Source organism: Vibrio mimicus CAIM 602, from assembly GCF_000338875.1.
GTDB classification, from domain to species: Bacteria; Pseudomonadota; Gammaproteobacteria; order Enterobacterales; family Vibrionaceae; genus Vibrio; species Vibrio mimicus.
In genome coordinates this window covers 89,817-113,873 of record NZ_AOMO01000021.1, presented here as the reverse complement: position 1 = coordinate 113,873, position 24,057 = coordinate 89,817, and the positions used below count along the sequence as shown (strand labels likewise).

16 protein-coding genes and 5 pseudogenes are annotated in these 24,057 nt (G+C 47.9%); 8 read left to right on the top strand and 13 right to left on the bottom strand.

The annotated features are described in order from the left end of the window. Nucleotides 1–3 precede the first annotated feature (3 nt). The 10 genes and pseudogenes from D908_RS15150 to D908_RS15195 form a co-directional block, all read right to left on the bottom strand. Nucleotides 4–1,224: an ammonium transporter gene (locus D908_RS15150; RefSeq protein ID WP_005522966.1), complete on the bottom strand. Its 1,221-nt coding sequence runs from the start codon at nt 1,222–1,224 to the stop codon at nt 4–6. A 327-nt stretch (nt 1,225–1,551) separates the two neighbouring features. Further along, nucleotides 1,552–1,974 carry a hypothetical protein gene (locus D908_RS15155; RefSeq protein WP_001070859.1) on the bottom strand — a complete coding sequence of 141 codons (423 nt, stop codon included), beginning with the start codon at nt 1,972–1,974 and terminating at the stop codon, nt 1,552–1,554. Then, nucleotides 1,961–3,028, bottom strand: coding sequence for a formate dehydrogenase subunit gamma (locus D908_RS15160; protein WP_005522956.1), 1,068 nt, complete (start codon nt 3,026–3,028; stop codon nt 1,961–1,963). The genes D908_RS15155 and D908_RS15160 overlap by 14 nt, the downstream gene beginning before the upstream one ends. 6 nt (nt 3,029–3,034) lie before the next feature. Next, complete coding sequence (gene fdh3B, locus D908_RS15165; protein ID WP_000113433.1) at nt 3,035–3,643, bottom strand: formate dehydrogenase FDH3 subunit beta; 609 nt, start codon at nt 3,641–3,643, stop codon at nt 3,035–3,037. An 11-nt stretch (nt 3,644–3,654) separates the two neighbouring features. Further along, nucleotides 3,655–6,510 (bottom strand): formate dehydrogenase subunit alpha, encoded by a 2,856-nt coding sequence (locus tag D908_RS15170; protein ID WP_001236891.1) that lies wholly within the window; start codon nt 6,508–6,510, stop codon nt 3,655–3,657. Nucleotides 6,511–6,521: 11 nt separating this feature from the next. Further along, entirely contained in the window at nt 6,522–6,719 is a 198-nt protein-coding gene (locus D908_RS15175) for a twin-arginine translocation signal domain-containing protein (protein WP_005522954.1), read from the bottom strand. Between the two features lie 77 nt (nt 6,720–6,796). Next, on the bottom strand, nt 6,797–7,453 hold the full coding sequence (locus tag D908_RS15180) for a TorD/DmsD family molecular chaperone (protein ID WP_005522952.1): 657 nt from the start codon (nt 7,451–7,453) through the stop codon (nt 6,797–6,799). Between the two features lie 10 nt (nt 7,454–7,463). Continuing rightward, complete coding sequence (locus D908_RS15185) at nt 7,464–9,125, bottom strand: 4Fe-4S binding protein (protein WP_005522942.1); 1,662 nt, start codon at nt 9,123–9,125, stop codon at nt 7,464–7,466. A 198-nt stretch (nt 9,126–9,323) separates the two neighbouring features. Beyond that, a pseudogene (locus D908_RS15190) lies at nt 9,324–9,901 on the bottom strand (DUF3306 domain-containing protein). Next, a pseudogene (locus D908_RS15195) lies at nt 9,891–10,366 on the bottom strand (DUF3305 domain-containing protein). The pseudogenes D908_RS15190 and D908_RS15195 overlap by 11 nt, the downstream one beginning before the upstream one ends. Before the next feature lie 379 nt (nt 10,367–10,745). On the opposite strand from D908_RS15195, the pseudogene D908_RS0118965 reads away from it, so the two are divergent. After that, nucleotides 10,746–11,428 (top strand): annotated as a pseudogene (locus tag D908_RS0118965) (formate dehydrogenase accessory sulfurtransferase FdhD). A 117-nt stretch (nt 11,429–11,545) separates the two neighbouring features. Next, nucleotides 11,546–13,407 (top strand): annotated as a pseudogene (locus tag D908_RS0118960) (methyl-accepting chemotaxis protein). Nucleotides 13,408–13,502: 95 nt separating this feature from the next. On the opposite strand, the gene D908_RS15200 reads toward D908_RS0118960, so the two are convergent. From D908_RS15200 to D908_RS15210, 3 genes are all read right to left on the bottom strand, one after another. Further along, complete coding sequence (locus D908_RS15200; RefSeq protein ID WP_005522937.1) at nt 13,503–15,095, bottom strand: ABC-F family ATPase; 1,593 nt, start codon at nt 15,093–15,095, stop codon at nt 13,503–13,505. A 212-nt stretch (nt 15,096–15,307) separates the two neighbouring features. Continuing rightward, nucleotides 15,308–17,341, bottom strand: a complete 2,034-nt coding sequence (locus tag D908_RS15205; RefSeq protein WP_005522936.1) for a sensor histidine kinase — start codon at nt 17,339–17,341, stop codon at nt 15,308–15,310. Continuing rightward, complete coding sequence (locus tag D908_RS15210) at nt 17,331–18,785, bottom strand: sigma-54-dependent transcriptional regulator (RefSeq protein ID WP_005522934.1); 1,455 nt, start codon at nt 18,783–18,785, stop codon at nt 17,331–17,333. Before D908_RS15210 ends, D908_RS15205 begins: the two co-directional genes overlap by 11 nt. 305 nt (nt 18,786–19,090) lie before the next feature. Between D908_RS15210 and D908_RS15215 the strand changes: the two genes are divergently transcribed. The 6 genes and pseudogenes from D908_RS15215 to D908_RS15240 all read left to right on the top strand — a co-directional run bounded on the left by D908_RS15215 (nt 19,091) and on the right by D908_RS15240 (nt 24,027). Continuing rightward, a complete protein-coding gene (locus D908_RS15215) occupies nt 19,091–19,906 on the top strand; it encodes an ABC transporter substrate-binding protein (RefSeq protein ID WP_005522928.1) in 816 nt (271 codons plus the stop codon). Nucleotides 19,907–19,912: 6 nt separating this feature from the next. Further along, the gene (locus tag D908_RS15220) at nt 19,913–20,611 is read left to right on the top strand and encodes an ABC transporter permease (protein WP_000061032.1); all 699 of its coding nucleotides are present in this window, start codon (nt 19,913–19,915) and stop codon (nt 20,609–20,611) included. An 8-nt stretch (nt 20,612–20,619) separates the two neighbouring features. Further along, nucleotides 20,620–21,342 carry an energy-coupling factor ABC transporter ATP-binding protein gene (locus D908_RS15225; RefSeq protein WP_005522927.1) on the top strand — a complete coding sequence of 241 codons (723 nt, stop codon included), beginning with the start codon at nt 20,620–20,622 and terminating at the stop codon, nt 21,340–21,342. Next, nucleotides 21,296–21,906: pseudogene (mobA, locus tag D908_RS15230) on the top strand (molybdenum cofactor guanylyltransferase MobA). The gene D908_RS15225 and the pseudogene mobA overlap by 47 nt, the downstream one beginning before the upstream one ends. After that, the gene (locus D908_RS15235; RefSeq protein WP_005522924.1) at nt 21,903–23,723 is read left to right on the top strand and encodes a bifunctional molybdopterin-guanine dinucleotide biosynthesis adaptor protein MobB/molybdopterin molybdotransferase MoeA; all 1,821 of its coding nucleotides are present in this window, start codon (nt 21,903–21,905) and stop codon (nt 23,721–23,723) included. Before mobA ends, D908_RS15235 begins: the two are co-directional and overlap by 4 nt. A 28-nt stretch (nt 23,724–23,751) precedes the next feature. Then, a complete protein-coding gene (locus D908_RS15240) occupies nt 23,752–24,027 on the top strand; it encodes a DUF2960 domain-containing protein (protein WP_000124575.1) in 276 nt (91 codons plus the stop codon). Nucleotides 24,028–24,057 lie beyond the last annotated feature (30 nt).

Here is a 24,057-nt window from a genome sequence, read left to right as displayed (position 1 = left end):
GTATTACTCTTCGCTGGTTGCGGAGATTTTATGAATCGCTAAGTCGGCACCATTAAATTCATCTTCTTGTGATAAACGTAGGCCCATCACTTTGTGCAGTACACCATACACAATCAAAGCGCCGCACAATGCAATCGCAATTCCCATTAGAGTGCCGATCATTTGAGTACCAAGGCTCACACCACCTAAACCTCCCAAGGCTGTTTGGCCAAAAATTCCGGCTGCAATACCACCCCATGCGCCACACACACCATGTAATGGCCATACACCGAGTACATCATCAATTTTGGTTTTATTCTGTAAGGCAGTAAATAGCCAGACAAACACCACACCCGCTACCACACCAGTGACTAAGGCCCCCAGTGGATGCATTAAGTCAGAACCCGCACACACCGCGACCAAGCCCGCTAAGGGGCCGTTATGGATAAAACCTGGGTCATTTTTTCCTGCGACTAACGCAGCGAGAATGCCGCCAGTCATCGCCATTAAAGAGTTCATGGCCACCAATCCGCTGATGCCATTCAAGGTTTGCGCTGACATCACGTTAAAGCCAAACCAACCGACACTTAGAATCCATGCACCAAGCGCTAAAAAGGGAATGTTGGAGGGAGCAAAGTTAGTGTGTTTGCCTGCGCGCACGCGCCCACGACGCATTCCTAAGAAAGCAACGGCAACCAGCGCAATCCAACCACCGACAGCGTGAACAACGACTGAACCAGCAAAGTCGTGAAATGGCGCGCCTAAATTGGCTGCAAACCAGTCTTGTACGCCAAAGTTGCTATTCCAAATGATCCCTTCAAAGAAAGGGTAAACCAGCCCAACTGTGAAAAAAGTGGCGAAAAGGATCGGATAAAATCGCGCGCGTTCAGCAATACCACCGGAAACAATGGCAGGAATGGCGGCAGCAAAAGTAAGGAGGAAAAAGAATTTCACCAAATCATAACCATTGCCTTGCGACAAGGTTGCAGCATCGGCAAAGAAATGATGTCCATAAGCAATCCAATAACCAATAAAGAAATAGGCAATCGTGGAAACCCCAAAATCAGCCAAGATTTTCACCAGCGCGTTAACCTGATTTTTCTTCCGAACCGTACCTACTTCAAGGAACGCAAAACCTGCATGCATCAAGAACACCATGATGGCTCCGAGCAGCAAAAATAAGGTGTCCGAACTTTGGGTCAGGGTTTGAACGGCTCCTTGCACCTGACTTACGCTATCGCTCATTGTTGTGATACTCCATCGTCTGTTATGCACTTATCCTGTGCTTTGTTGTTATTTTCACCAAGTTGGTGAGAAAAGAAGATTCAAGCTCGACAGAGCAAAAGCTGTTCCAGCTTTTCGATTAGAAAATATGTTTTGAAATAGATGAATAATGTATTGATAAATGGAGGGATTTATTTGTAAAGCGAGAGAGGTAAAACCGTGGGTAGTTACAGTTTGCAATAAATCTGCACCAAATTGGTGTAACAGCACCAAAACAACGCGCACAAAAATCAAGCAAGGAAGCCGGTAGAAACAAAAAAATACCCGGCTCAATGGCCGGGTACGAGATTACAGATTAGGCCCTTTTGATGGGGCATGCGGCAAATTGCGCTGGTACTGTTGCATGCCTTGAATCATGCGCCAGATCCAAATGGAGATTGCCCCCACAGCAATGATAGCACCTACATAAGGGATGCCATGCCCGAGCTTGGCAAGCCATGACTCCGGCATCCAGTAGCGATTCACACCCATGATAATGCCGTTAGTGGTCGCCACTGTCACAATCAACACCACGAAGAAAGTGAGATAGAGGAAGAAACTGCGAATTAACCCATAGTAGTGTGAGTTTGCAATCTCGCCATCTTGGTTTTTATCCAATCGATAACCAGCATAGATGATACCAATCACCCCTGAGAGCAAGCAGGTGAATGGAGTCAGCAAGCTCGCAATGTAGACAAACCACACTGACTTGTGGGTTCTATCTTGATTCATGGCTCACCTCTCCTTTCGTTTGATTGAATGAGGCTGGTTGAGATTCCGCACTTACTTCTTCAATTTCACCGCGGCGCTTCACTTCTTCATACCAAAGATCGTGATGCTCTTTCGCCCAAGTCTCATCTACTTTGCCTGTCACCATGCCTTCTAATGCGCCTTCCATACCAAACAAACCAATATAGATATGGAAGATAAAGCCACAGATTAAGATCAGTGCCGAGAACATATGAATGAGGTTCGACAGTTCCATATCACGACGCGTCTGCCCGAAAATTGGGAAATCAAGCACCAAACCACTAATGGCTGCAAAGGTTCCAAACACAATCAGTAACCAGTAAATGGCCTTTTCACCACCGTTGGAGAATCCCGCAGAAGGGTGTGAGCCTTTGTGTTTACCCACCATGCCACCGAGCTTCATAAACCACTGCGCATCCACTTTATTGAAAATAGATTTACGCCACCACTTGAGCAGCACAAACATCAACAGAATGAAAAACAGTGGCCCCATATAGTTGTGATACTGCTTCGCGGCATAGATGATCCAGCCCCACAGTTCACTCGGGATATACGGTTTTAAGAAGTGTTTACCATACACCAGCATCAAACCACTGAACGCCAAGGTCAAGAAAGTAAACGCCATACTCCAGTGCAGCGCCCTATCCCAACGTGACCAGCGATTCAGCTTACGTCCGGTGCGCGGCTTACTCAGCATCAGTGGGCCAACCGCGATATACGCCAGCACCACCATCGCAATGCTGCCAAAAATCGCCACCGCACCAGCCGGAGACATCCATTTCTCTTTGAGAATAAACCAAGTTTCACCCGGTTTACTGATCAACACGCCATGTTCAGGAGACTGAGAAGTGGTGTAACCCGCTTCGCCTTGTCGTACCTGACGCCAAAAGTCTGCTCCTGCCAGTTGGGTCATCTCTTTTTGCACCACATCCGGTTTTGCGTTCTCTTCTGCCATCACTGGTTGAGCCAACCAGCACAGCAGTGCTGCCAATAAAGGCAGCACAAAACGAGTGGCGCGAGAAATTTGTTGTCTCATAGCCACTTAACTCCGAGTTGCGTCATACGCGAGATCTTCACCGTTAGTCCAACCGGCACCTTTCGCGCCACGTTCAACCACTCGTTGACGGAAGACATCAGAGATTTTCTCCGCATCACCCGCCAGCAGCGCTTTGGTAGAACAGAGAGAAGCACACATTGGCAGCTTGCCTTCCGCAATACGGTTTGCACCGTATTTACGACGCTCCTCTTCCGAACCTGGTTCTGTCTCAGGACCGCCAGCACAGAAGGTGCATTTGTCCATCTTGCCGCGCTCACCAAATGAGGCTTGTTTTGGAAACTGCGGAGCACCAAACGGACAAGCAAACAGGCAGTAACCACAGCCGATACAGAGATCTTTGTTGTGCAGCACAATGCCATCTTCGGTATGGACAAAACAGTCTGCCGGACACACCGCCATACAAGGTGCATCGGTACAGTGCATGCAAGCAACGGAAATCGAGTTTTCACCCGGTTCACCATCGTTTAGCGTGACAACGCGGCGACGTTGGATGCCCCATTCCAGAGCATCATCGTTTTCATTTTTACAGGCAGTGACACAGCCGTTACATTCAATACAGCGTTTGGTGTCACACAGGAATTTCATTCTTGCCATGGGTAAGCTCCTTACGCTTTACGAATGTTACAGAGGGTGACTTTGGTTTCCTGCATCAAGGTGACAGGATCGTAACCATAGGTAGTGGCGGTGTTTGCCGCTTCCCCAACCACATAAGGCTGTGTACCTTCTGGATATTTCGGACGCAGATCTTCACCTTGGAACTTGCCACCAAAGTGGAATGGCAAGAAAGCCATGCCCGGTTTCACGCGACGTGTCACCATAGCTTTCACTTTGATGCGGCCTTTCTCTGCACCTTCAACCCAAACCATATCGCCATCAATAAAGCCTAAATCGTTGGCATCTTTCGGGTTCACTTCAACAAACATCTCTTGTTGCAGTTCAGCCAGCCAAGGGTTAGAACGGGTTTCTTCACCACCACCTTCATACTCGACCAAGCGACCAGAGGTTAGGATGATCGGGTATTCCGCCGACTTATCTTGGTCCTGAATCGATTTATAAAGCGTAGGAACACGGAAGATGAATGCTTTGTCATCCCACGTGGGGTAATCGGCCAGCAGATCACGACGCGGTGTATACAGTGGTTCACGGTGCAGCGGCACGCGGTCTGGGAATGTCCACACAATCGCACGCGCTTTCGCGTTACCAAATGGAATACAGCCGTGTTTGATCGCGACACGCTGAATACCGCCAGAAAGGTCAGTTTTCCAGTTTTTGCCTTCTGCAGCCGCTTTCTCTTCTGCGGTTAAATCATCCCACCATCCGAGTTGTTTCAGTAGCTTATCGCTAAATTCTGGATAGCCGTCTTGCAGCTCACATCCTTTCGAGTAGCTGTCTTCAGCCAGCAGGCTCTTACCTTCAAACTCCACACCAAAACGGGTACGGAAGTTACCGCCACCTTCGGCTACGGTTTTCGAGGTATCGTAAAGAATGTGCGTGCCGGGGTGTTTCATCTCTGGCGTTCCCCAACATGGCCAAGGCATACCGTAAGTATCGCCATTCGCAGGGCCACCTTCGGCAGCAAGCGTGGTTTTGTGGAAGGTGTGCCAGTTTTGTTGGTGCGTTTTCAAGCGCTCTGGGCTTTGTCCGGTGTAACCAATCGTCCACATACCGCGGTTAAATTCGCGCGTAATGTCTTCAATCAGTGGCTGATTGTTCTCAACGCGAATGTTTTTACACAGTTGATCGACGATCCCCAGTTTTTGGCTGAGCAGATACATGATTTCGTGGTCAGGTTTGGATTCAAACAGCGGCTCAATCACTTGATCACGCCACTGAATAGAACGGTTAGACGCCGTCACACTGCCGTACGTTTCAAACTGAGTGGTCGCAGGAAGTAGATACACTCCATCCGTGCGATCGTTCATCACCGCCGCAACCGTTGGATATGGGTCAACAATCACCATCATATCTAGCTTTTGCATCGCCTTTTTCATTTCTACGCCGCGGGTTTGCGAGTTCACCGCATGACCCCAATAGAACATGGCACGAATGTTTTCACGTTGCTGCAGGTTGTCTTTGTTTTCCAGTACACCATCGATCCAACGAGATACAGGGATCCCTGGGGTTTCCATTGGCAATGCGCCATTGTAGGTGCCTTGGTCAAAGCGGTTTTTGATCCATTCAAAATCCACACCCCAAACGCTTGCCCAGTGTTTCCATGAACCTTCGGTCAAACCGTAGTAACCCGGCAGCGTATCGGAAAGCACACCTAAGTCGGTTGCGCCTTGCACGTTATCGTGACCACGGAAAATGTTGGCACCGCCGCCCGATTTACCGATATTGCCCAGTGCCAGCTCAAGGATGCAGTACGCACGAGTATTGTTGTTACCTGTGGTGTGTTGAGTACCACCCATACACCAAACCACACAACCCGGACGGTTTTCCGCAAGGATTTTCGCGGTGTTGTAGACTTCTTCTTCGCTTACGCCTGTGACACGCTCAACTTCGGCTGGTGTCCATTTGGCCACTTCAGCGCGAATTTCATCCATACCGAAGACACGTTGACGGATGTACTCTTTGTCTTCCCAGTTATTTTTGAACACGTGCCACAGCACGCCCCAAATAAAGGCAACATCACTACCCGGACGCAATGAGACAAAGTAATCCGCTTTTGCCGCAGTACGGGTACGACGAGGATCGGCAACGACTATTTTGCAGCTGTTTTTCTCTTTCGCGATCAAAATATGCTGCATCGCGACTGGGTGAGCTTCTGCTGGATTAGAGCCAATGAACAGCATCGACTTACAGTTGTGCATGTCATTGAATGAGTTGGTCATTGCACCATAGCCCCAAGTGTTTGCTACACCCGCTACCGTGGTGGAGTGGCAAATACGTGCTTGGTGGTCAACGTTGTTGGTGCCCCACAGGGAAGCCATTTTACGGAACAGATAGGCCTGCTCGTTACTGTGCTTAGCACTGCCGAGGAAGTAAACCGAATCTGGGCCTGACTCTTCACGGATCTTCAGCGCTTTGTCACCAATTTCATTGATGGCTTGTTCCCAAGAGATCTTCTTCCACTTGCCGCCTTCTAACTTCATTGGGTATTTCAGGCGACGTTCACCGTGGCCGTGTTCACGCAATGCTGCGCCTTTCGCACAGTGACCGCCTGCGTTGAATGGGTGATCAAAAGCGGGCTCTTGGCCAGTCCATACCCCGTTTTGTACTTCAGCGTAGATACCGCAACCGACTGAGCAGTGTGAACAGATGGTACGCTTCACTTCCGTTTTTGCGCTGCGATCCACTTCGCTGGCCTGAGCTTTACGGATCATGCCCGGCGTAAACAGAGAGGCGCCTACCGCCGCTCCGCCCGCTGCCAGTGAAGTGTTTTTCATAAATGCACGACGGCTAATACCGAGCTGATTTTGCTCTTTGGTCACGCTGTCTGAACGTTTGATGAGTCTCATCGGGTTGGCTCCTATAGCGTGTTGTAGTAATCACGAATGTGTTGAGTTTCGTGATAGCCTTTTTTCAGCGGCTCTTTGCTCTCGGTGCTTGATTCACTTGCGACCGTTTGAGTGCTTACCCCCGCTACGACAGCGCTAGCGACAGCCGCTGTGCCTAACCCTTTAAGCAGATCGCGTCTGCTTTGGTTTACTTGGTTCTCTTTTTTCATCGATTGCTTCCTTATTGCTTAAGTTTTAGCAACTTAGCTGTGCGTCTTAAGACGTCTGTTTTCTAATTCCGGTTTGTTCACTGCTCGGCTTTATCGGTCAGGTTCTTCACCTCGATCCGATAACGATTCTTGCGACTGCTTGGGGCTTGTGTCATCGCTACTTGTTCTAAACTCAAAAAAGCGTCCAGAAGCTGCGCGACGGCTAAATAAAATTGTGCATGTGGAGCCTGACGAATTTGGCTCACCAGTTTGCCAAACCACGGTGCGATGTGATGGTTGAAGAACGCTTGTTGCGTTTCTTCGTCAGCGTTCTCGTCACCACTTTGCTCACATAAATAAGCCATGGTTTCGCACAATGCCGAGATATGATCTTCTGGCTCGCGCACTTGCTCATCACGCTCCAGCCCCAAGCGGCTCAAATCATCACGAATATCGGCCAGCGGCTTTTCCATCAATGAGCCGGTCAAATGCCATGAGGCAAAAGGCACGACTTCACCACGACCGATACCAATAAACAGCTCTTGATACTCGTCAGCCAAAGAATCAGCTTGAGCGTTTTGTGCGGCGGCGGATATCGCCTGCCACGCTTTCGCCATTTCGGTGCCATTGGCCTCAAAGTCCAATTCAGCCAGAAAGGCACACAGTTCTGCTGAGGGCACATCACGCAGCAGTGTGGCGAGCAGCAGGTAAATGTCTGAACGCATTGACTGTGAACCTATGGATTGCTCTTGCATTGCTTTCTCCTTAATACTTGAGCTGCTGCTCAGGGTCATGAGCCATGGCTTCAAACATGTCGACTACCCGGCAGTCTTCGCACATCGCAATACGATTGAGCGCTTCCGGCGTGGCGAAATGTGAGTGACCGCGTAACTTGGTTTGCAACATGGTAATCATGGACTGTGGTGCGAAAGGTTTATGGCAGCGCAGGCACTTAGCGGGTTCTTCTTGATGCAACGTCACCACACCTTTGCGTGCCGCTTTGTTCCAGTTGAGTTGTGGTGTAGCGCTAAGCACTTGTTCAGGGCAAGCTTTGACACACAAGCCACACTGCACGCAGTCTTGTTCAATAAAGCGTAGTGCTGGGCTATCACCCGCCGGATGCAGTGCTCGCGTTGGGCAAACCGCAACACAGCTCATGCACAAAGTACAATCGCTTGTTTGACATTCAATTGTGCCGTAAGGCGCGCTGATACTAAGTGGTTGAACGCTAGGTTCAGCATTGAGTGTTTCTGCTAACGCATCCAGCGCGGTAAACAGACGTTCGCGCTTATTACCGATTAAGTCACCCAACTTAAGCTCAAGCGGCTGTTCACACAGTACCGGCATTCCCTCACGTAACGATTCGAGATAAAGAATATCAATCGTCTCTTTGGCCAAACCTAAGTGAGTCAGTAAGCTCTGCGCCATACTCACTTCTTGGTTCAGAATGCGTTGAATGGTTTGTGGCATGTGACGACTCGCCGCAAACAACACTTGAGTTGCACCGTTAACTAAAGCAGCAAACCAACTGTCTATACCGACGGAAGGCAGCTCTTCCACCACCACAGGAATGACATTGTCTGGCAACACATTCAATGCCATGACGTTGTAACTTTCATGGCGAGAACTGCAGATCAGCACGATCGGCTTTTCACCGCCGGCTTGGTGGTAATTCGCCAGTAATCGCTCAATAAATTTTTGCGTATCGGTAGGATTAGGCAGTGCGTAGTGAATCGCTTCCGTCGGGCAAGCGGTCGCACAGGTTCCGACGCCTTGACACAAATAAGGGTTAATTTGAATGCGATGCCCTGTTTGATCAGAGCCTTCACTGGAAAGCGCGCCAGCAGGACAAGCATCCACACAGCGTTCACACCCTTTCACTCCACGTGAGCTGTGCGCGCACAAGTCTGTATCCAGACGGAAATACTTAGGTTTATCGAAGGTTCCCATCAGAGTTGGGATTTCTTCCAGCGCATCAGCCAGTTTTGGATAACCACGTCCTACTGGGAAATAACCAGGCACAGGGACTTCTTCACTCATTAAACCGTTGAGTGACATATCCAATACGATATCAAAGGTGTTTCCACCTATAGCGGCTTGCGCCAAATTGACTCGCTTACCATGGTTTTCTACGTTCACCGTGAATGCACCGAGAAAACCGCTGATTTCTACCGTGTCGGCATAGTACAAATTGCTTTGCGTGCTGGGCTCGCCATCGACAGAAAGTAGAGTGATTGAAGCCATGCTACTCAACTGCTCAGCAATGCGCTCAATCAGTGTGGTTGGGCCAGCAATTAAGGTGTGACCGCCACTTTCGTAGCTTATGGTAGGCGGAATAAGATTGGTCAGCTCAACAGTATGCTCAATCGCATACAGCCGCGCCCGACCGTTTGGAGACGTCGCTTGTTGTAGTAGGTTGTTTAACATTGCTTGCTTCCATTATTGGAGTCAACGTGCATCGTCGACTCGTTTTACACAAGCTATAGCAAATAACGTTCCAAAAAATTCGGATGAAAACACAGAGAATTAATCGAGAAATGACTCAGTAATTTGAAGTCCACACAAGGAGTGGGACAATATGTCCCACCCTACCTATTGAGGGGTAAGTCAAAATGTCCCTAGCATCTATGAGGTATATTTTGTCTCACTCGTTGGCAACGCTTCTGAAGGTTGTTTTTTATTGATCGGATCGGCCAATTCGGTGGTGGATGCGAGGTCAGGATCCGCAAGTTCAATGTCGATTTGATTTTCTTTAACGGTTTCTTCAACCACCGCGATTTGTTCTTCACCCTCATCCTGCGGGGAATCCGTTTCTTTCCACCATTGACGTAAGGTTTGCGCGACTTCCGTTGTGAGCGTGGCGGTATTGCTGAAATCCGCGTTGTAATCATCCAGCATGCACACTTCACTAAACTCACCGCTCAAAAACAGCTTACGCAATGCGGCTTTCTTCAGTTCTTGCGAAGCACCTGATACCAACAAGCTCGCCACACTGGGTTCTTCATTCTCTGCTGAATGAGGTTGTTCGACCGCGTTACTCTCCAATCCACTTTCAGTTTCTACCGAGGATTTATTTGCAACCGGCTGTTCTTCCAAAGGCTCTGAGGCTAAGCCTCTGGAGTATCAAGCTGGGGCTCTTGGTCTGGCTCGGCGGCTAATTTACGTTGTGACCAACGGGAAAAGAACGTCTTCTCAGTTGCCACAAGACCTCCCCGCGCCTTCACGTTTCTTGCGGCGGATTTCAAGCAACTCACCGTGACGGCCAATATAGCTTCCATCCACGCCTGCACGGGCAGCGGCATATCGGCAGAAAGCACCAGATAATCGCTATCCATATAACGGCTGGCGACGGCTTGCGATGCGGTCAATTGCACAATTTTAAGCGGCTGATCTTCAATGGGGTCTTCAGCAACAAAGAACAGTTTGGGCGCTTGTGAACTGAGGTTAAAGCGATAGTCGGTTCGCTCATCGCGATACAGTTGCAGTGTTGCGACATATTGACTCTGCACCTCTGGCGTTAAACTGAAACCGTGCAACACCCACTGAGTGGTTTGCCAACGGCCACGCGAGACAGGACGAGGTTCCACGTTACAAGCAAGCGGCCAAGCGCTATCGGTTTTGCTATGAGCGGTATCCGTTAAGGATTCAGGAGAAGTTTGTTCAGTCATAACACATACTAAATTAACAATCAGAGTTTAAATTAAAGCAATAATTGAGCCATTTGGTGTCAATACATAGATTTAAGTAGAAAGACATCATCACTTTTGTTCAAGGTTATTTCTGATTCGGCACCCTTTTTGCTACATTGACGACACTTTTTCTTATTCGCTCTACCCCAAGATTTGTACTGACAGGTCTACCGAGGATAAAGCGAGCAGCACACAGGAATCCAGCGTGGCTAAACCTTCCATCATCAAAACCAGCGAAAATCCTCTACAAACCATTGAAGTTGAAGTGTATGACGAATACGGCGAAAAACTGGTGAAATCGATCGCCTGTGAACGCCCTCTCACAGTATTGCTCAATTGGAAAGAGATTGTGACCTTGATGACGCTAGGTTCGCGGCCAGAAGCTTTGGTGCTGGGTTATTTGAAGAACCAAAGCTTCATTTCCGATCCTGAAGCGCTCGATTCAGTCATCATAGATTGGGAAACCCATTCGGCAGCCGTGGTTACACGTGAAAACATTGACCATTTAGAGCCTGCGCTGAAGAAAAAAACCGTTACCTCCGGCTGTGGCCAAGGCACCATGTATGGCAACGTGATGAAGCAGCTTGAGAATTACCAAGTGCCACAGCAGCCAATTAAACAGTCACAAATCTACGCTGCATTGGAGGCCTTAACCCACTACAACGACACTTACAAAAAAGCCGGCGCAGTTCATGCTGTGCGATTTGCCAAGAAGATCAAGTGATCTCTTTTGTTGAAGATGTCGGTCGCCACAACGCCGTGGATACCTTGGCAGGTGAAATGTGGCTGAATGATATGCGTGGTGATGACAAAATTTTTTACACCACAGGTCGTTTAACCTCAGAGATGGTGATTAAAGTCGCGCAAATGGGCATTCCTGTGTTGCTCTCTCGCTCCGGCGTCACTCAAATGGGGCTTGAGCTGGCACAACGTTTTGGTATCACGACCATTGCTCGCGCTTCCGGTCGTCGCTTCCATGTGTACAGTGGCGCTGACAAAGTGGTGTTCGATGTGAAAGGACACACTGAGCAAGTGGACTGACTTGCAAATCCCCTCCCATAAGCTATTAGTTGAATGTTACTCGCAACAATACTGAAACAATAATGAAACGTGCGTAGTAGCCCATCATCAACGTCATAGGCTATATGGGAGGTGTCCATGTCCGGATCACCTGTAAAACAAGGTCGTACTTTTTCTCTGTCGATCAGAGCAAAACTTTTCTTAATTAACTTCACATTGCTACTTGGGGTCGGTTTTTACGCATTCTATGAAAATGTAAGTGCTAATCGACTCACCACTCTCGAAAATGCCGCTACTGAGAATTTATTGAGTGCGATTGATCTCCTCATGCTTCGTCGACATGAAAAAGATTATTTTGCTCGGCGAAATGAACAGTACATTGAAAGATTCGATAAAACCTATCAGCAACTGCAATCTAGGCTAAGCGATTTAGCCAAAACTCTCGCGGCTGAATCCCTTTCTATTGATGCTGAACATCAGCAAATCGCTTCAACACTTCAACAGTATCAAACACAATTTCATGCCTTAGCGAAACAATTCGTGTTACTCGAACAGCTTGAGAATGAACTCTCCGATGCACGTAACGCGTTAAAAAGCGAAATTCTTGAATCTGCCAACAGCTATTTATCTCCCCAGTTTTTGCAGTTACTCAGCTACGATTTCAATTTTATTAACGACCCAATGGCGGAGAATCGAGATTTACTGCTTGAGAACGTAGCGGCATTTGAAAAATACCTGACTTCCCCACTTTCTTCCTTCGAAAATTACCGCACCCTCACTAAGAAGTACTTAGAGGCTATGGACTTATTGGGGTTAACAGAAAACGATGGCTTAAGAAGCCAGCTAAGAACCAATGTGCACCAAACCGAACAGCTAATTGAAGGATTGGAAGATGACATTAAGCAAAGCATACAAAGTGCGGCCTTGGCAGTGAAATATCAGCTACACATGTTGGGAGTGTTCATCGTCATTTTGCTTTCTGCGTTACTGTTTTTTATTGGACGCAGCATTCTGGCGCGGATCAAAGCGATCAATCAGCTAATGACCAATATCGCGAGTGGCAATGGCGACCTCACTATACGCATGAATGCAAGAGGTGATGATGAACTCGCCCAGCTCTCCCGCTCTTTTGATACTTTCATTAGTCATTTGCATCAAAATATCAAAGAGCTTGCAGGTGTGATGAATATTTTGGGTGAAAACTCATTTAGCTCAGAACAAATCGCGCAACGCAGCATGCAAAATGCCCAGCAACAGAAACTGGAATCCGAATCCGTGGCAACGGCGGTTAATGAGCTTGTCATGACCACCAATGAAATCACGGCCAACATTGAGTCTGCCGCGCAAAATGCCCAGCGCGTAAACAGCGAGGCTGATAAAGCGCTGCAACTCACCCAAAATGCGGGGGTGCGAATTGATACATTAACCACGAGCATTGAACAGTCACAAACTCAAATTCAAGCGTTAGAAATGCAAATCCAAGAGATCAACAAGGTGCTTTCTGCGATTCAGGCATTGCCGAACAAACCAATTTACTCGCATTGAATGCGGCGATTGAGGCGGCTCGCGCTGGTGAAAGTGGACGAGGTTTTGCGGTGGTGGCTGATGAAGTACGTCAACTATCAAGTTTAACCAATCAATCGACCTTGCAGATAGAAACTACGGTACAAGCGCTCAACATCAGTATTTCGCAAACCGCAACCATGATGGAGAAAAGTGTTGAGCAAGCCAAAATGACCAATGTAAATACAAGAGATGTGGTGGCTGCGATTGAGGATATCAGTGCGCAGATCACGGAAATGTTTGATATGAATACCCAGATTGCCACCGCTTCTGAGGAGCAATCCATGGTCTCGGCTGAAATCGATCGTAACATCACCCAAATTGCTCAACTGGCAGGAGATACTTATGAGATTGTTTCAGGCTCCGTCAGATGTTGTGAGCAAGTTTCGGAGATGAGTCATAGATTGGAAGCGATCGTCGCTCAGTTTAAGTATTAACAATGTGTATTGAACATTTGTGGAAAAAAAGAGCCTCTATTCAGAGGCTCTTTTTACAATCTGCGGTGCAATTGACTGGAGTTAATGGCTTGGGATTAACCCTCAACACCACGTGAGCGTAGGAACTCAGCGTAAGTACCTTTGAAGTCGGTGATCTTGCCATCACGGATTTCGATGATACGAGTCGCCAATGAGTCTACGAATACGCGGTCATGCGATACGAAGAACAAGGTACCTTTGTACTGCTCTAGTGCATTGTTCAGAGACTCGATCGATTCCATATCCATGTGGTTGGTTGGCTCATCGAGCAGTAGCATGTTTGGTTTGTGCATCATCAGTTTGCCAAGCAACATACGACCTTGCTCACCACCAGAAAGTACCTTCACGGATTTCTTGATGTCATCTTGGCCAAACAGCATACGACCCAAGAAGCTGCGAACCACTTGCTCGTCATCGCCTTCTTGACGCCACTGACCCATCCACTCCATCAGGTTCAGATCGTCTGCGAACTCGTGAGCGTGGTCTTGCGCATAGTAACCAATATTCGAGTTTTCAGACCACTTGTACATACCGCTACGTGGCTCAAGTACGCCAGCTAGCGTGTTCAGCAATGTGGTTTTACCCACACCGTTCTCACCGATGATGGCAACACGCTCACCCACTTCAAAAATTGCATTGAAGTTGCTGAATAGGTCATGGTCAAAACCTTGGCTGAGGTTTTCAACAATGAGGGCGTTACGGAACAGCTCTTTAGATTGCTCGAAACGAATGAATGGGTTCTGACGGCTAGATGCTTTCACTTCATCCAGTTTGATCTTATCAATCTGTCTTGCACGAGAAGTCGCTTGTTTTGCTTTCGATGCGTTCGCTGAGAAGCGTGCTACGAAGGTTTGCAGCTCAGCAATTTGTGCTTTCTTCTTCGCGTTATCTGCCAACAGACGCTCACGCGCTTGTGTTGCTGCCGTCATGTACTCGTCGTAGTTGCCTGGGTAAATACGCAGTTCACCGTAATCCAAGTCTGCCATGTGGGTACATACTGAATTTAAGAAGTGACGGTCGTGCGAGATGATGATCATGGTGCAGTTACGCGCATTCAGCGTATCTTCCAACCAGCGAATGGTATCGATGTCCAAGTTGTTGGTTGGTTCGTCGAGCAGCATGATGTCTGGATCCGCAAACAGGATTTGCGCCAGCAGCACACGCAGTTTCCAACCCGGAGCCACACTGCTCATCAGGCCGTAATGTTGCTCTAGTGGAATACCTACCGCCAGCAGGAGTTCGCCCGCTTTGGATTCCGCCATGTAGCCATCCATCTCGGCGAATTCAACTTCGAGATCGGCAACACGCATACCATCTTCTTCAGTCATTTCTGGCAGAGCGTAAATGCGGTCACGCTCTTGTTTTACCTTCCACAACTCTTTGTGACCCATGATAACGGTGTCAATTACGGTGAACTCTTCGTACGCAAACTGATCCTGATTCAGTTTAGCGACGCGCTCGTTCGGATCGTAACTCACGTTACCGCCAGTTGGGTCCAACTCACCACTGAGGATTTTCATGAAGGTGGATTTACCACAACCATTTGCCCCGATTAAACCGTAGCGATTACCTTCGCCAAACTTAACTGAAATGTTTTCAAACAGTGGCTTAGCGCCAAATTGTTGAGTGATATTCGCTGTAGAAATCAAAGCCTGTACCTTAGTGCGTTAACATTCCCGCCACGTAAAACGGCGCACTTTCGGTGGCCAAATTAAGCTGACGGGGATCACAAATAGAAAAATCTGCGCAACGTTACTTGTTCAGCGCCCAGACTACAAGCCCTGATTTGCATAACTCGCCAGAAAGTCGGTTATGGCATACACAATAACCGACAATTTAGTGGGGATTTTTTGAGATGGACTTACTGAATCAGTAACGTCTCGCGAAGCTTGGCTTCATTTTTGGAAGGTAAATAGATGCTGAATGTGCTGCCGACCCCCAATTCTGAACTCACTTTCATCTCTCCGCCGGATTGGCTGAGCAAACTTTGTGAAACCGAAAGCCCTAACCCGGTTCCCTCACGCTTGGTGGTGTAAAACGGATCGAAAATGCGTTTGAGGTTTTCCGGCTTAATGCCACAACCTTGATCTTCAATGTGGATCACCGCCCCACGGTTTTGCCCCTCTTCAATCCAATCTTCACTACGTATCGTGATGCGGCCTTTGCCGTTCATGGCGTGAATCGCATTCATCTGTAAGTTAACCAAAATCTGCAGCAGTTGATGACGGTTCACCTCCACCGAATTATGCGCTTTCAGCTCAAGCACAAATTCAATGTCACGCTTTTTAGAGCCAGTTTTGACTAAGGTAATACTTTCATCAATGATCGGGTTGACGTGCTGCCAAGTGATTTCGTCCTGCACACCACCTTGGCGACTGTATTGCAACAAGCTGCGCGTGATGTTTCGGATCCGCTCGATTTGCAGCAAGATAGCATCAATCTCTTCTTCAACTTTGCTGGCGTCATCACCAAGCTGGAAGCGAATTAGCTCGGTATTACCAAGAATGACCGCGGTTGGGTTATTGATTTCATGGGCAATCCCAGCAGTTAGCTCACCAAGTGCCGCGAGCTTTTCATGCACCACCAACTTATTGCGAGTTTGGTTAAGCAACGTAATGTGGTGTTCAAGCTGCGCGGTTTTCTCTTGCAAACTGGCCGTGCGTGACTGCACTTTTTCTTCTAACTCGTGCGCCGCTTGCACGATTTCTTCATTACGCTGTTGCAATTGATCCAGCATGTTGTCGAACTGCTTAGCAAGCTGTGCAAGTTCGTGTTTATCGTCAAGTCCAAGTTGCCCGATACGTTGGTTTTTACCAAGTTGCACCATTTTCACTACCCGGTGAATGCGCTCGATAGGACGAAACAGATCGCGCGAGCCGCGATAAACAAACAGACCTGAAATCACCAGCAGGAATAGCGTGGTGATCCCTACTTCTAAAATATTGGTTACGTAGGCTTTTAAAAACGGCCACATTAAGTAACCGGTGTAGAGCATACCAATTTCGTTATTGTATTGATCGCGAATTGGTTCATACGCGGTGATGTACCAAGCATCATACACATACGCGAGATTGACCCACTGTTCTCCTTCTTTGAGTACTTTATTAAATACTTCTGACGAGACTCGTGTACCAATGGCACGTCCTGCGTGAATATTACTGTCCAACGGCACATTGGTGCTGACGCGTAAGTCATCCAAAAACAAGGTTAAAGTGCCTGTCGGACGAAGTTGGTCTTGGTGACTTGGGTAAATAAGATCCCGAATTTGATCGACCAGCATGGTGCTGTTATTGAGCTGCAAACCGCCATCCAGAAAGCCAATGATGTCGCCGTGTTCATTGCGTACTGGAATGACAGTGCGACTAATTAACCCACGGGTTTCGATCTGCCGAGAGTTAAGAATCGGGATTTGCGCTTGCTTAGCTAAATCAGGATCTAGCCTTTCCAGCTCATTGGCATTCAAAACATCAAAGAAAGATTCACGTTTGGTGAGGTCAAGATAGCGGAACTTCTGTTCTGTCGTATCAACCCGCTCAAAATTCAGAAAATCTAAGCCGTAGCGACTTTTTTGATTCTGCACCCAACGCGGCAAGGTACTGCTGGTTTCGGTGTCTTGTAGTCGCTTTCGAAAATCGTACGATTCAGCAAACGCGCGAACGTGATTGGCTTGTTTCTGTTGCAGCAGCGCCACACTGTTTTGTGCGACACCTAACCGTTCAGAAACATCAATTAAGGCACTGTTCCATGTGTAATGCAGTGACCAGTAAATGGTGATCGCAATCAACGCCAACAGAGTAAGAAAAATCGGCGCTGACGTTAAAATCCACAACCGATAGCGCACTGTAGTTTTAAAACGGTGTCGCCATTTTTGCCACAAAGCAAATTTAGCTTTCATGGCTGGCATCCTCGCTTTCCCACTCTTTGTATTTACGTTCCAACGTTTTACGTGCCACGCCTAAATCGCGTGCAGCGGCAGATTTATTACCGTCATACAAGGCCACGATTTGCTGAATATGTGCTTTTTCCACGGCGCGTAACGGCCAGTCATTAGGATATCCGAAGCTGTTTCTCGTGACATTGTCACCACATGAGGTTTCTGAATCAACACTCAGTGACATTGTCACTTCAGGTTCTACCTGTTCAGGTAGTCCATTCAGTTCCCGCCAATAATGAGCAGGCGGTTTACCCAATAACAAGCAGCGTTCAATCAAGTTTTTCAGCTCACGAATATTGCCCGGCCAATCATAATCCTGCATTGAAGAGATATCTTCATACGCCCATTTGGGCATTGGCATCCCCAGTTCCGCACAGAGCATTTTGGTGAAAAAAGGCAGCAGTTCATGCAGATCTTGCTTGCGCTCACGTAGTGGACTGACTTCGATTTTCAACACATTAAGCCGGTAGTAAAGATCACCGCGGAAACGCCCATTTTCAACTTCTTGTTGCAGATTGCGGTTGGTGGCGGCCACCACTCGCACATCCACACTCACCTCTTTTTCCGAACCGACTGGACGCAATGTACGTTGCTCTAAAACTCGCAATAAAGAGGCTTGCATGGTCAGCGGCATCTCGCCGATTTCATCCAAAAACAAGGTGCCGCCGTTGGCAACGCGAAACAATCCTTCGCGACTCTTTTTCGCTCCTGTAAAAGCACCGGAGGTATGGCCAAACAGCTCACTTTCCAGCAGTTCTGGCGCAATGGCACCACAGTTAAGTGGTACAAAAGGCCCTTGGCGACCACTCGCTTCATGGATACCGCGCGCAACCAACTCTTTACCCGTACCCGATTCTCCTTCAATCAGCACCGAAGCGCGTGACGGAGCAAACTGAACAATGCGCTGCTTCAGTAACTCAGTTTGTACGGAGCTGCCAATGATTTGCGTAGTACAGTGGCGTTGAAAGTCACGCTGCAAGGCATATTGCAAACGCTCATTAAGGCGCTTATTCATGCAGCGTTGCACCGCTTGCAGCATCTGCTCAAGGTTAAATGGTTTGAGAATGAAATCACTGGCACCTAATTTGAGTGCGCTGATTGCGGTATCGAGGTCGGCATAACCAGTCATAAAAATCACATCCGCTCGGTGATCTTGGTCGGTAAAGGCCTCTTCCCATTCAATGCCAGAGCGTCCGGGCAAGTTGATGTCTAAAATCAGCAAGTCATAATGTTGCTGGCTGCGCAACTCTTCCGCCTCTTCAATGCTGCCAGCCGAATCCACACGCGAAAACCACTTGCTCAGTGCTTTTTTGAGCACCATTTGCATGCCAATTTCATCATCGACGACTAAAACGGAGAACGGCTGATATAAATGTGTTTGGTTGAGATCCAAAGCTTGTGACATAGGGAAATTCCATAACTCATTGAGACAGAACGACTCAATTAACCTTACATTGGTTATGACTAATTTGCGACATTTTGTCCCACTGTTATTTATCTGTCACTCAATTTAGACAACATTTTCCTCATCAGCCTACTTTTTAGAGGGAATTTTATCCTGAATTGCCCAGAATGATGTTGGCATCCCATTTGCTATATCCCCCTTTCGCATACACTTATCAGCAATTGATTTCATTCGGTTATATCAATGCATTAAGCGACAGATATGGCGGAATCAAACACACAATCAACATAGTCATGGAATTCACAATGAAAAAAACGACTTTTACCTTAGCGGCAGCTTCGTTAATTTTGGTCAGTTACTCGGCTTCAAGTGCAGATGAAACACGTATTCGCCTTGCGACAACTACCAGTACTTACGATTCTGGCTTACTTGATTATCTGCTGCCAACATTCGAGCAAGAAACCGGTTATAAAGTGGATGTGATTGCAACAGGTACAGGCAAAGCACTCAAAATGGGCGAAAACGGCGATGTAGATTTGGTGATGACCCACGCACCGAAAGCTGAAGCTAACTTTGTTGAGGCGGGTTACGGTGTTCTACCACGTAAACTGATGTATAACGACTTTGTAGTGGTTGGCCCAGAAAGTGATCCTGCAAAAATCGCCGATGAAAAGAGCATCGCGAAAGTGTTTGAAAATATCGCTAAGAGTGGCGCGGTGTTTATTTCACGCGGTGATGATTCAGGCACACACAAGAAAGAACTCGGTATTTGGGCACAAAACAAAATCGAACCGAATTTCGGTGGCTACCGTTCTATTGGTCAAGGCATGGGTCCAACGCTGAACATGGCGTCTGAAATGCAGGCTTATACCCTAACCGACCGTGGTACTTGGCTGGCTTACAACAATAAGCTGGATCTCAAAGTGCTGTTTGAAGGTGATGAGCAGCTGTTTAACCCTTACCAAGTGATCATTGTGAACCCTGAGCGTTACCCTACAACTCAATACCAAGCCGCTAAAGTATTTAGTGATTGGCTGGTTAACCCTAAAGGTCAGCAGTTAATTAACGATTACAAAGTGAATGGCCAACAACTTTTTGTTGCCAATGCGGATAAACAGTAATCACTCATGAGTCTTTGGCAAACAACTCTTGATGCTTTGCATCTTTTGGTGAGTCTAGACGCTAAGCTATGGGAGATCGTTGCGGTCTCCTTTAGCGTCTCGCTGACTGCGATTTCGTTGGTACTGATACCCGCCGTGGTGCTCTCTTTTGTGTTGGCGTACACCAACTTTCGCGGTAAATGGACTCTGCTTTCGCTGATCAACACCTTGCAAGCGGTTCCGACTGTCGTGATCGGTTTACTGCTATATATGTTGCTCTCGCGCGCAGGCCCACTCGGTGATTGGAAGATGCTGTTTACCCAACAAGCGATGATTTTAGGCCAAGCACTGATCTGTTTTCCGATTCTGGTTGCCATGATGCATGGTGCGTTGCAATCGACCGATCGTCGCTCACTCGAAACTTCAATGACGCTGGGAGCTTCCGTACCTAGACTATTTGCAACCTTAGTCTGGGAAGCTCGCTTTCCTTTAATGGCCGCAACCATCGCGGGTTTTTCACGCATCGTGACGGAAGTAGGCTGCTCAATGATGGTGGGTGGGAATATCATGGGATTAACCCGTAACATCCCAACGGCTATTTCATTGGAAAGCAATAAAGGCGCTTTTGCTCAAGGCGTCGCGCTTGGCATGGTACTGCTCGCGTTGGCATTAGGGCTAAACTTTCTGCTCTCTTCCCTGCGGGGTAAAGGCTATTTGAGAACATAAGGCAAATAATGACGATCAAACTTACCGCACAGCAGCTTTCCATGCGTTTTAAAGATCGCGTGTTATTTCATATTCCGGAGATCTCCATTGGCCCCAATGATGCCATTTACCTCAAAGGCGACAATGGTGTGGGTAAAACCACCTTATTGAAAATTCTCGCAGGCCTAGTACAGCCAAGTGATGGCAAAGTACTTGGCCGGAAACCTTGGTGGCAACGCTTGTTTTTGACTTCCGCGACCTCGGAAGTCGTCTATCTTCATCAAAGCCCCTATCTGTTTGATGATACCGTGTATCAGAACGTAGTGTACGGCATCCGTTTTAGTGGTTTATCTGGCCATGAAAAACGGGCACAAGTGATCACTGCCCTGCGTATGGTGGGATTAGAAACTCTGGCCGATGAGCATATTTCTGTGCTCTCTGGTGGAGAAAAACAGCGCGTGGCGATGGCGCGAGCGTGGATCCTCAAGCCCTCTATTTTGCTGATGGATGAACCGAGTGCGTCATTGGATCAAGAATCTATTGAGAGATTGGTTATAATGGCGCGAGATTTATTAGAGCGCGGCTCCAGTCTTGTGATCACCAGCCACCAAACCAACGCCCTTACGGCGCTGTGTAAAAAGCAGTGGTGGATTAAAGATCGTCAACTGATTGAGTCGCCTTTGCTGCAGATTGTGAAAGAAAAAAATGACAACCACACAGACACTTCCCACTCTTCAAACCTCGGACACTAGCTGGGTTATTCTCGCTGGCGGGCAAGCCAGCCGCATGGGGGGACAGGATAAAGGCTGATCCAGTTGAATGGTCAGCCACTTATTCAACATGTCATCGATAAACTGGCACCGCAAACTCCTACTTTGCTCATCAATGCTAACCGCAACCAAGATCTTTATGCGCAATTTGCGCCCGTGATCAGCGATGAATTTCCCGATTACCCAGGTCCGTTAGGTGGCATTCATGCAGGTTTAAGCCATGCTCCGACCGATTGGGTCGGTTTTGTACCTTGTGATAGCCCGTTAATTTGCGATGATTTAGTCGCCCGTTTCTGTCAGACAGTCAAACCTGAGAGCGATATTTTAGTGGCTCATGATGGTGAACATCAGCAACCTGTGTTTACCCTATTTCATAAACGCGTGTTACCCAAACTCAGCGCCTTTTTAGCCCGCGGCGATCGCAAAATCATTTTGCTTTACGATGAATGCCATACCTCTTACGTCGATTTTAGCGATGCGCCGAGCTGTTTTTTTAATTTGAATACGCCACAAGAGTTGGCGCAATTTGGAGCGTTACACCCATGATTCCTTCTGCAAACCAGAATCCTCAACGCCCTAACCTGCCATTACTCGGTTTCGCTGCCTATTCTGGAACCGGAAAAACGACGTTATTAGAAGCCCTACTTCCTAAGCTGACGGCTGCTGGCTTGCGCATTGGCCTACTGAAACATGCACATCACGATTTTGATGTCGATAAGCCGGGCAAAGACAGTTATCGCTTACGTAAAGCAGGTGCATCTCAAATGCTGATTGCTTCACGTAACCGTCATGCACTGATGACCGAAACACCCGATGCCGAAGCGGAGTTTGATTATCTGCTGACTCGATTTGATGCTGAGAAGCTGGATGTCATTTTGGTTGAAGGCTGTAAAAATATCGCTTTTCCAAAAATTGAACTGCACCGCGCTGAAGTGGGTAAGCCTTGGCTTTACCCTCACGATGAAAACATCATTGCGATTGCTGCCGATGAAACGGTAGAAACGGCTCTGCCGCAAATGCACATTAATGATCTCGATGCGATCACTGATTTCGTTTTGCATTATGTTGAGAAGTGGCATGAACAGAAAACGCAGCAATCTGTAGCTTCAGATTCAAAAAACAGTGCGACGGCATGCTGCGACACCTTATCCCCTGCTTTCCTTTCTGTAGAGCAAGGCCGCGAGAAGATCCTTTCGCTCATTTCGCCTTTGGCAGAGACAGAATCGGGAGCGATTCAAGAGTGCTATCAACGCGTACTGGCGCGTGAAGTACACTCTCCGATCAATGTACCCGCCTATCGCAACTCAGCGATGGATGGTTATGCACTGCGCAGTGATGATCTTGAACGCGATAGCTACCGTGTAGTGGCGGAAGTGTTAGCGGGCAGTCAATATCCGAAAACGGTTGAACTCGGGGAAGCGGTGAAGATTATGACTGGCGCCCCCATGCCACAAGGTGCCGATACCGTGGTAATGCGTGAGCAAGCTACGCAAAACGGCGATGTGGTGAGTTTTGCGGGTGCAAAAATCAAAGCAGGACAAAACGTGCGCCAAGCGGGTGAAGATTTGGCACAAGGCCAAGCGGTGTTTCACTCTGGCCAGCGTTTGCTTTCTCCAGAAATGGGCATGCTTGCGTCACTGGGTTTCGCGCACACAGACGTATTTCGCTCTCTCAAGGTGGCGATTTTCTCGACTGGCGATGAAGTACAGGCGCCCGGCGGTGACATTGAGCCAAACTCTATTTTTGATTCCAACCGCTTTACTCTGACAGGATTACTCAAACAGCTCGGTTGCCAAGTGATCGATCTCGGCATCATCGAAGATGATGAAGCTAAAATGATGCAAGTGCTTGAGCAAGCGGCTAAACAGGCTGATGTGGTGATCACCTCCGGTGGCGTCTCTGTGGGCGATGCCGATTTCATCAAATCCGCGCTAGAGAAACTGGGGCAAATTGATTTTTGGCGTATCAATATGCGTCCGGGACGCCCACTGGCGTTTGGTCAGATTGCTGGAAAACCTTTCTTCGGGCTACCGGGCAACCCTGTCGCGGTAATGGTTTCTTTCATCAACTTTGTGGAACCTGCCCTGCGTAAAATGCAGGGTGAACAAGGTTGGCAACCACTGAAAGTCAATGCGATTGCGTTGGAAGATTTGCGTTCTCGCCAAGGTAGAACCGAGTTTAGTCGTGGGGTTTACGCTTTCAATGCGCAAGGTCAACTGACGGTGCGTACCACCGGAAAACAAGGTTCGGGAATTTTGCGCTCGATGAGTGAAGCGAACTGCTTGATTGAAATTGCTCCGGCGATTGACACGGTAAAAGTCGGTGAAAGCGTGACAATCATCCCACTTCAAGGCAGAATCTAGCCCGTTTATTTAGCGTTGAGAGAGAAACATGGCTCGTACCATCATCTACACCTACAAAAACCAAGAGAAAACGCTGACTTTCTCATACGAAAAGCATCACAACATTCATGAAGCGGTTGCGGAAGCTGAAGGCATTGACCTGACCGAATTTCTGAAGATGGAGATGCAGCTGGAAGCGATTTCAGATACCAAATCGGTACGTAACTTCCGTGATAACCATTTCAAAAAGCTCGGTTTTGGTATCATCACTCTACAACCCAAAGAGAATTTTGGTGTAGGCAAAAAACCAAAAGCAACTCGTTAAGCACCAACATAGTTGCGACTTGAATAGTAA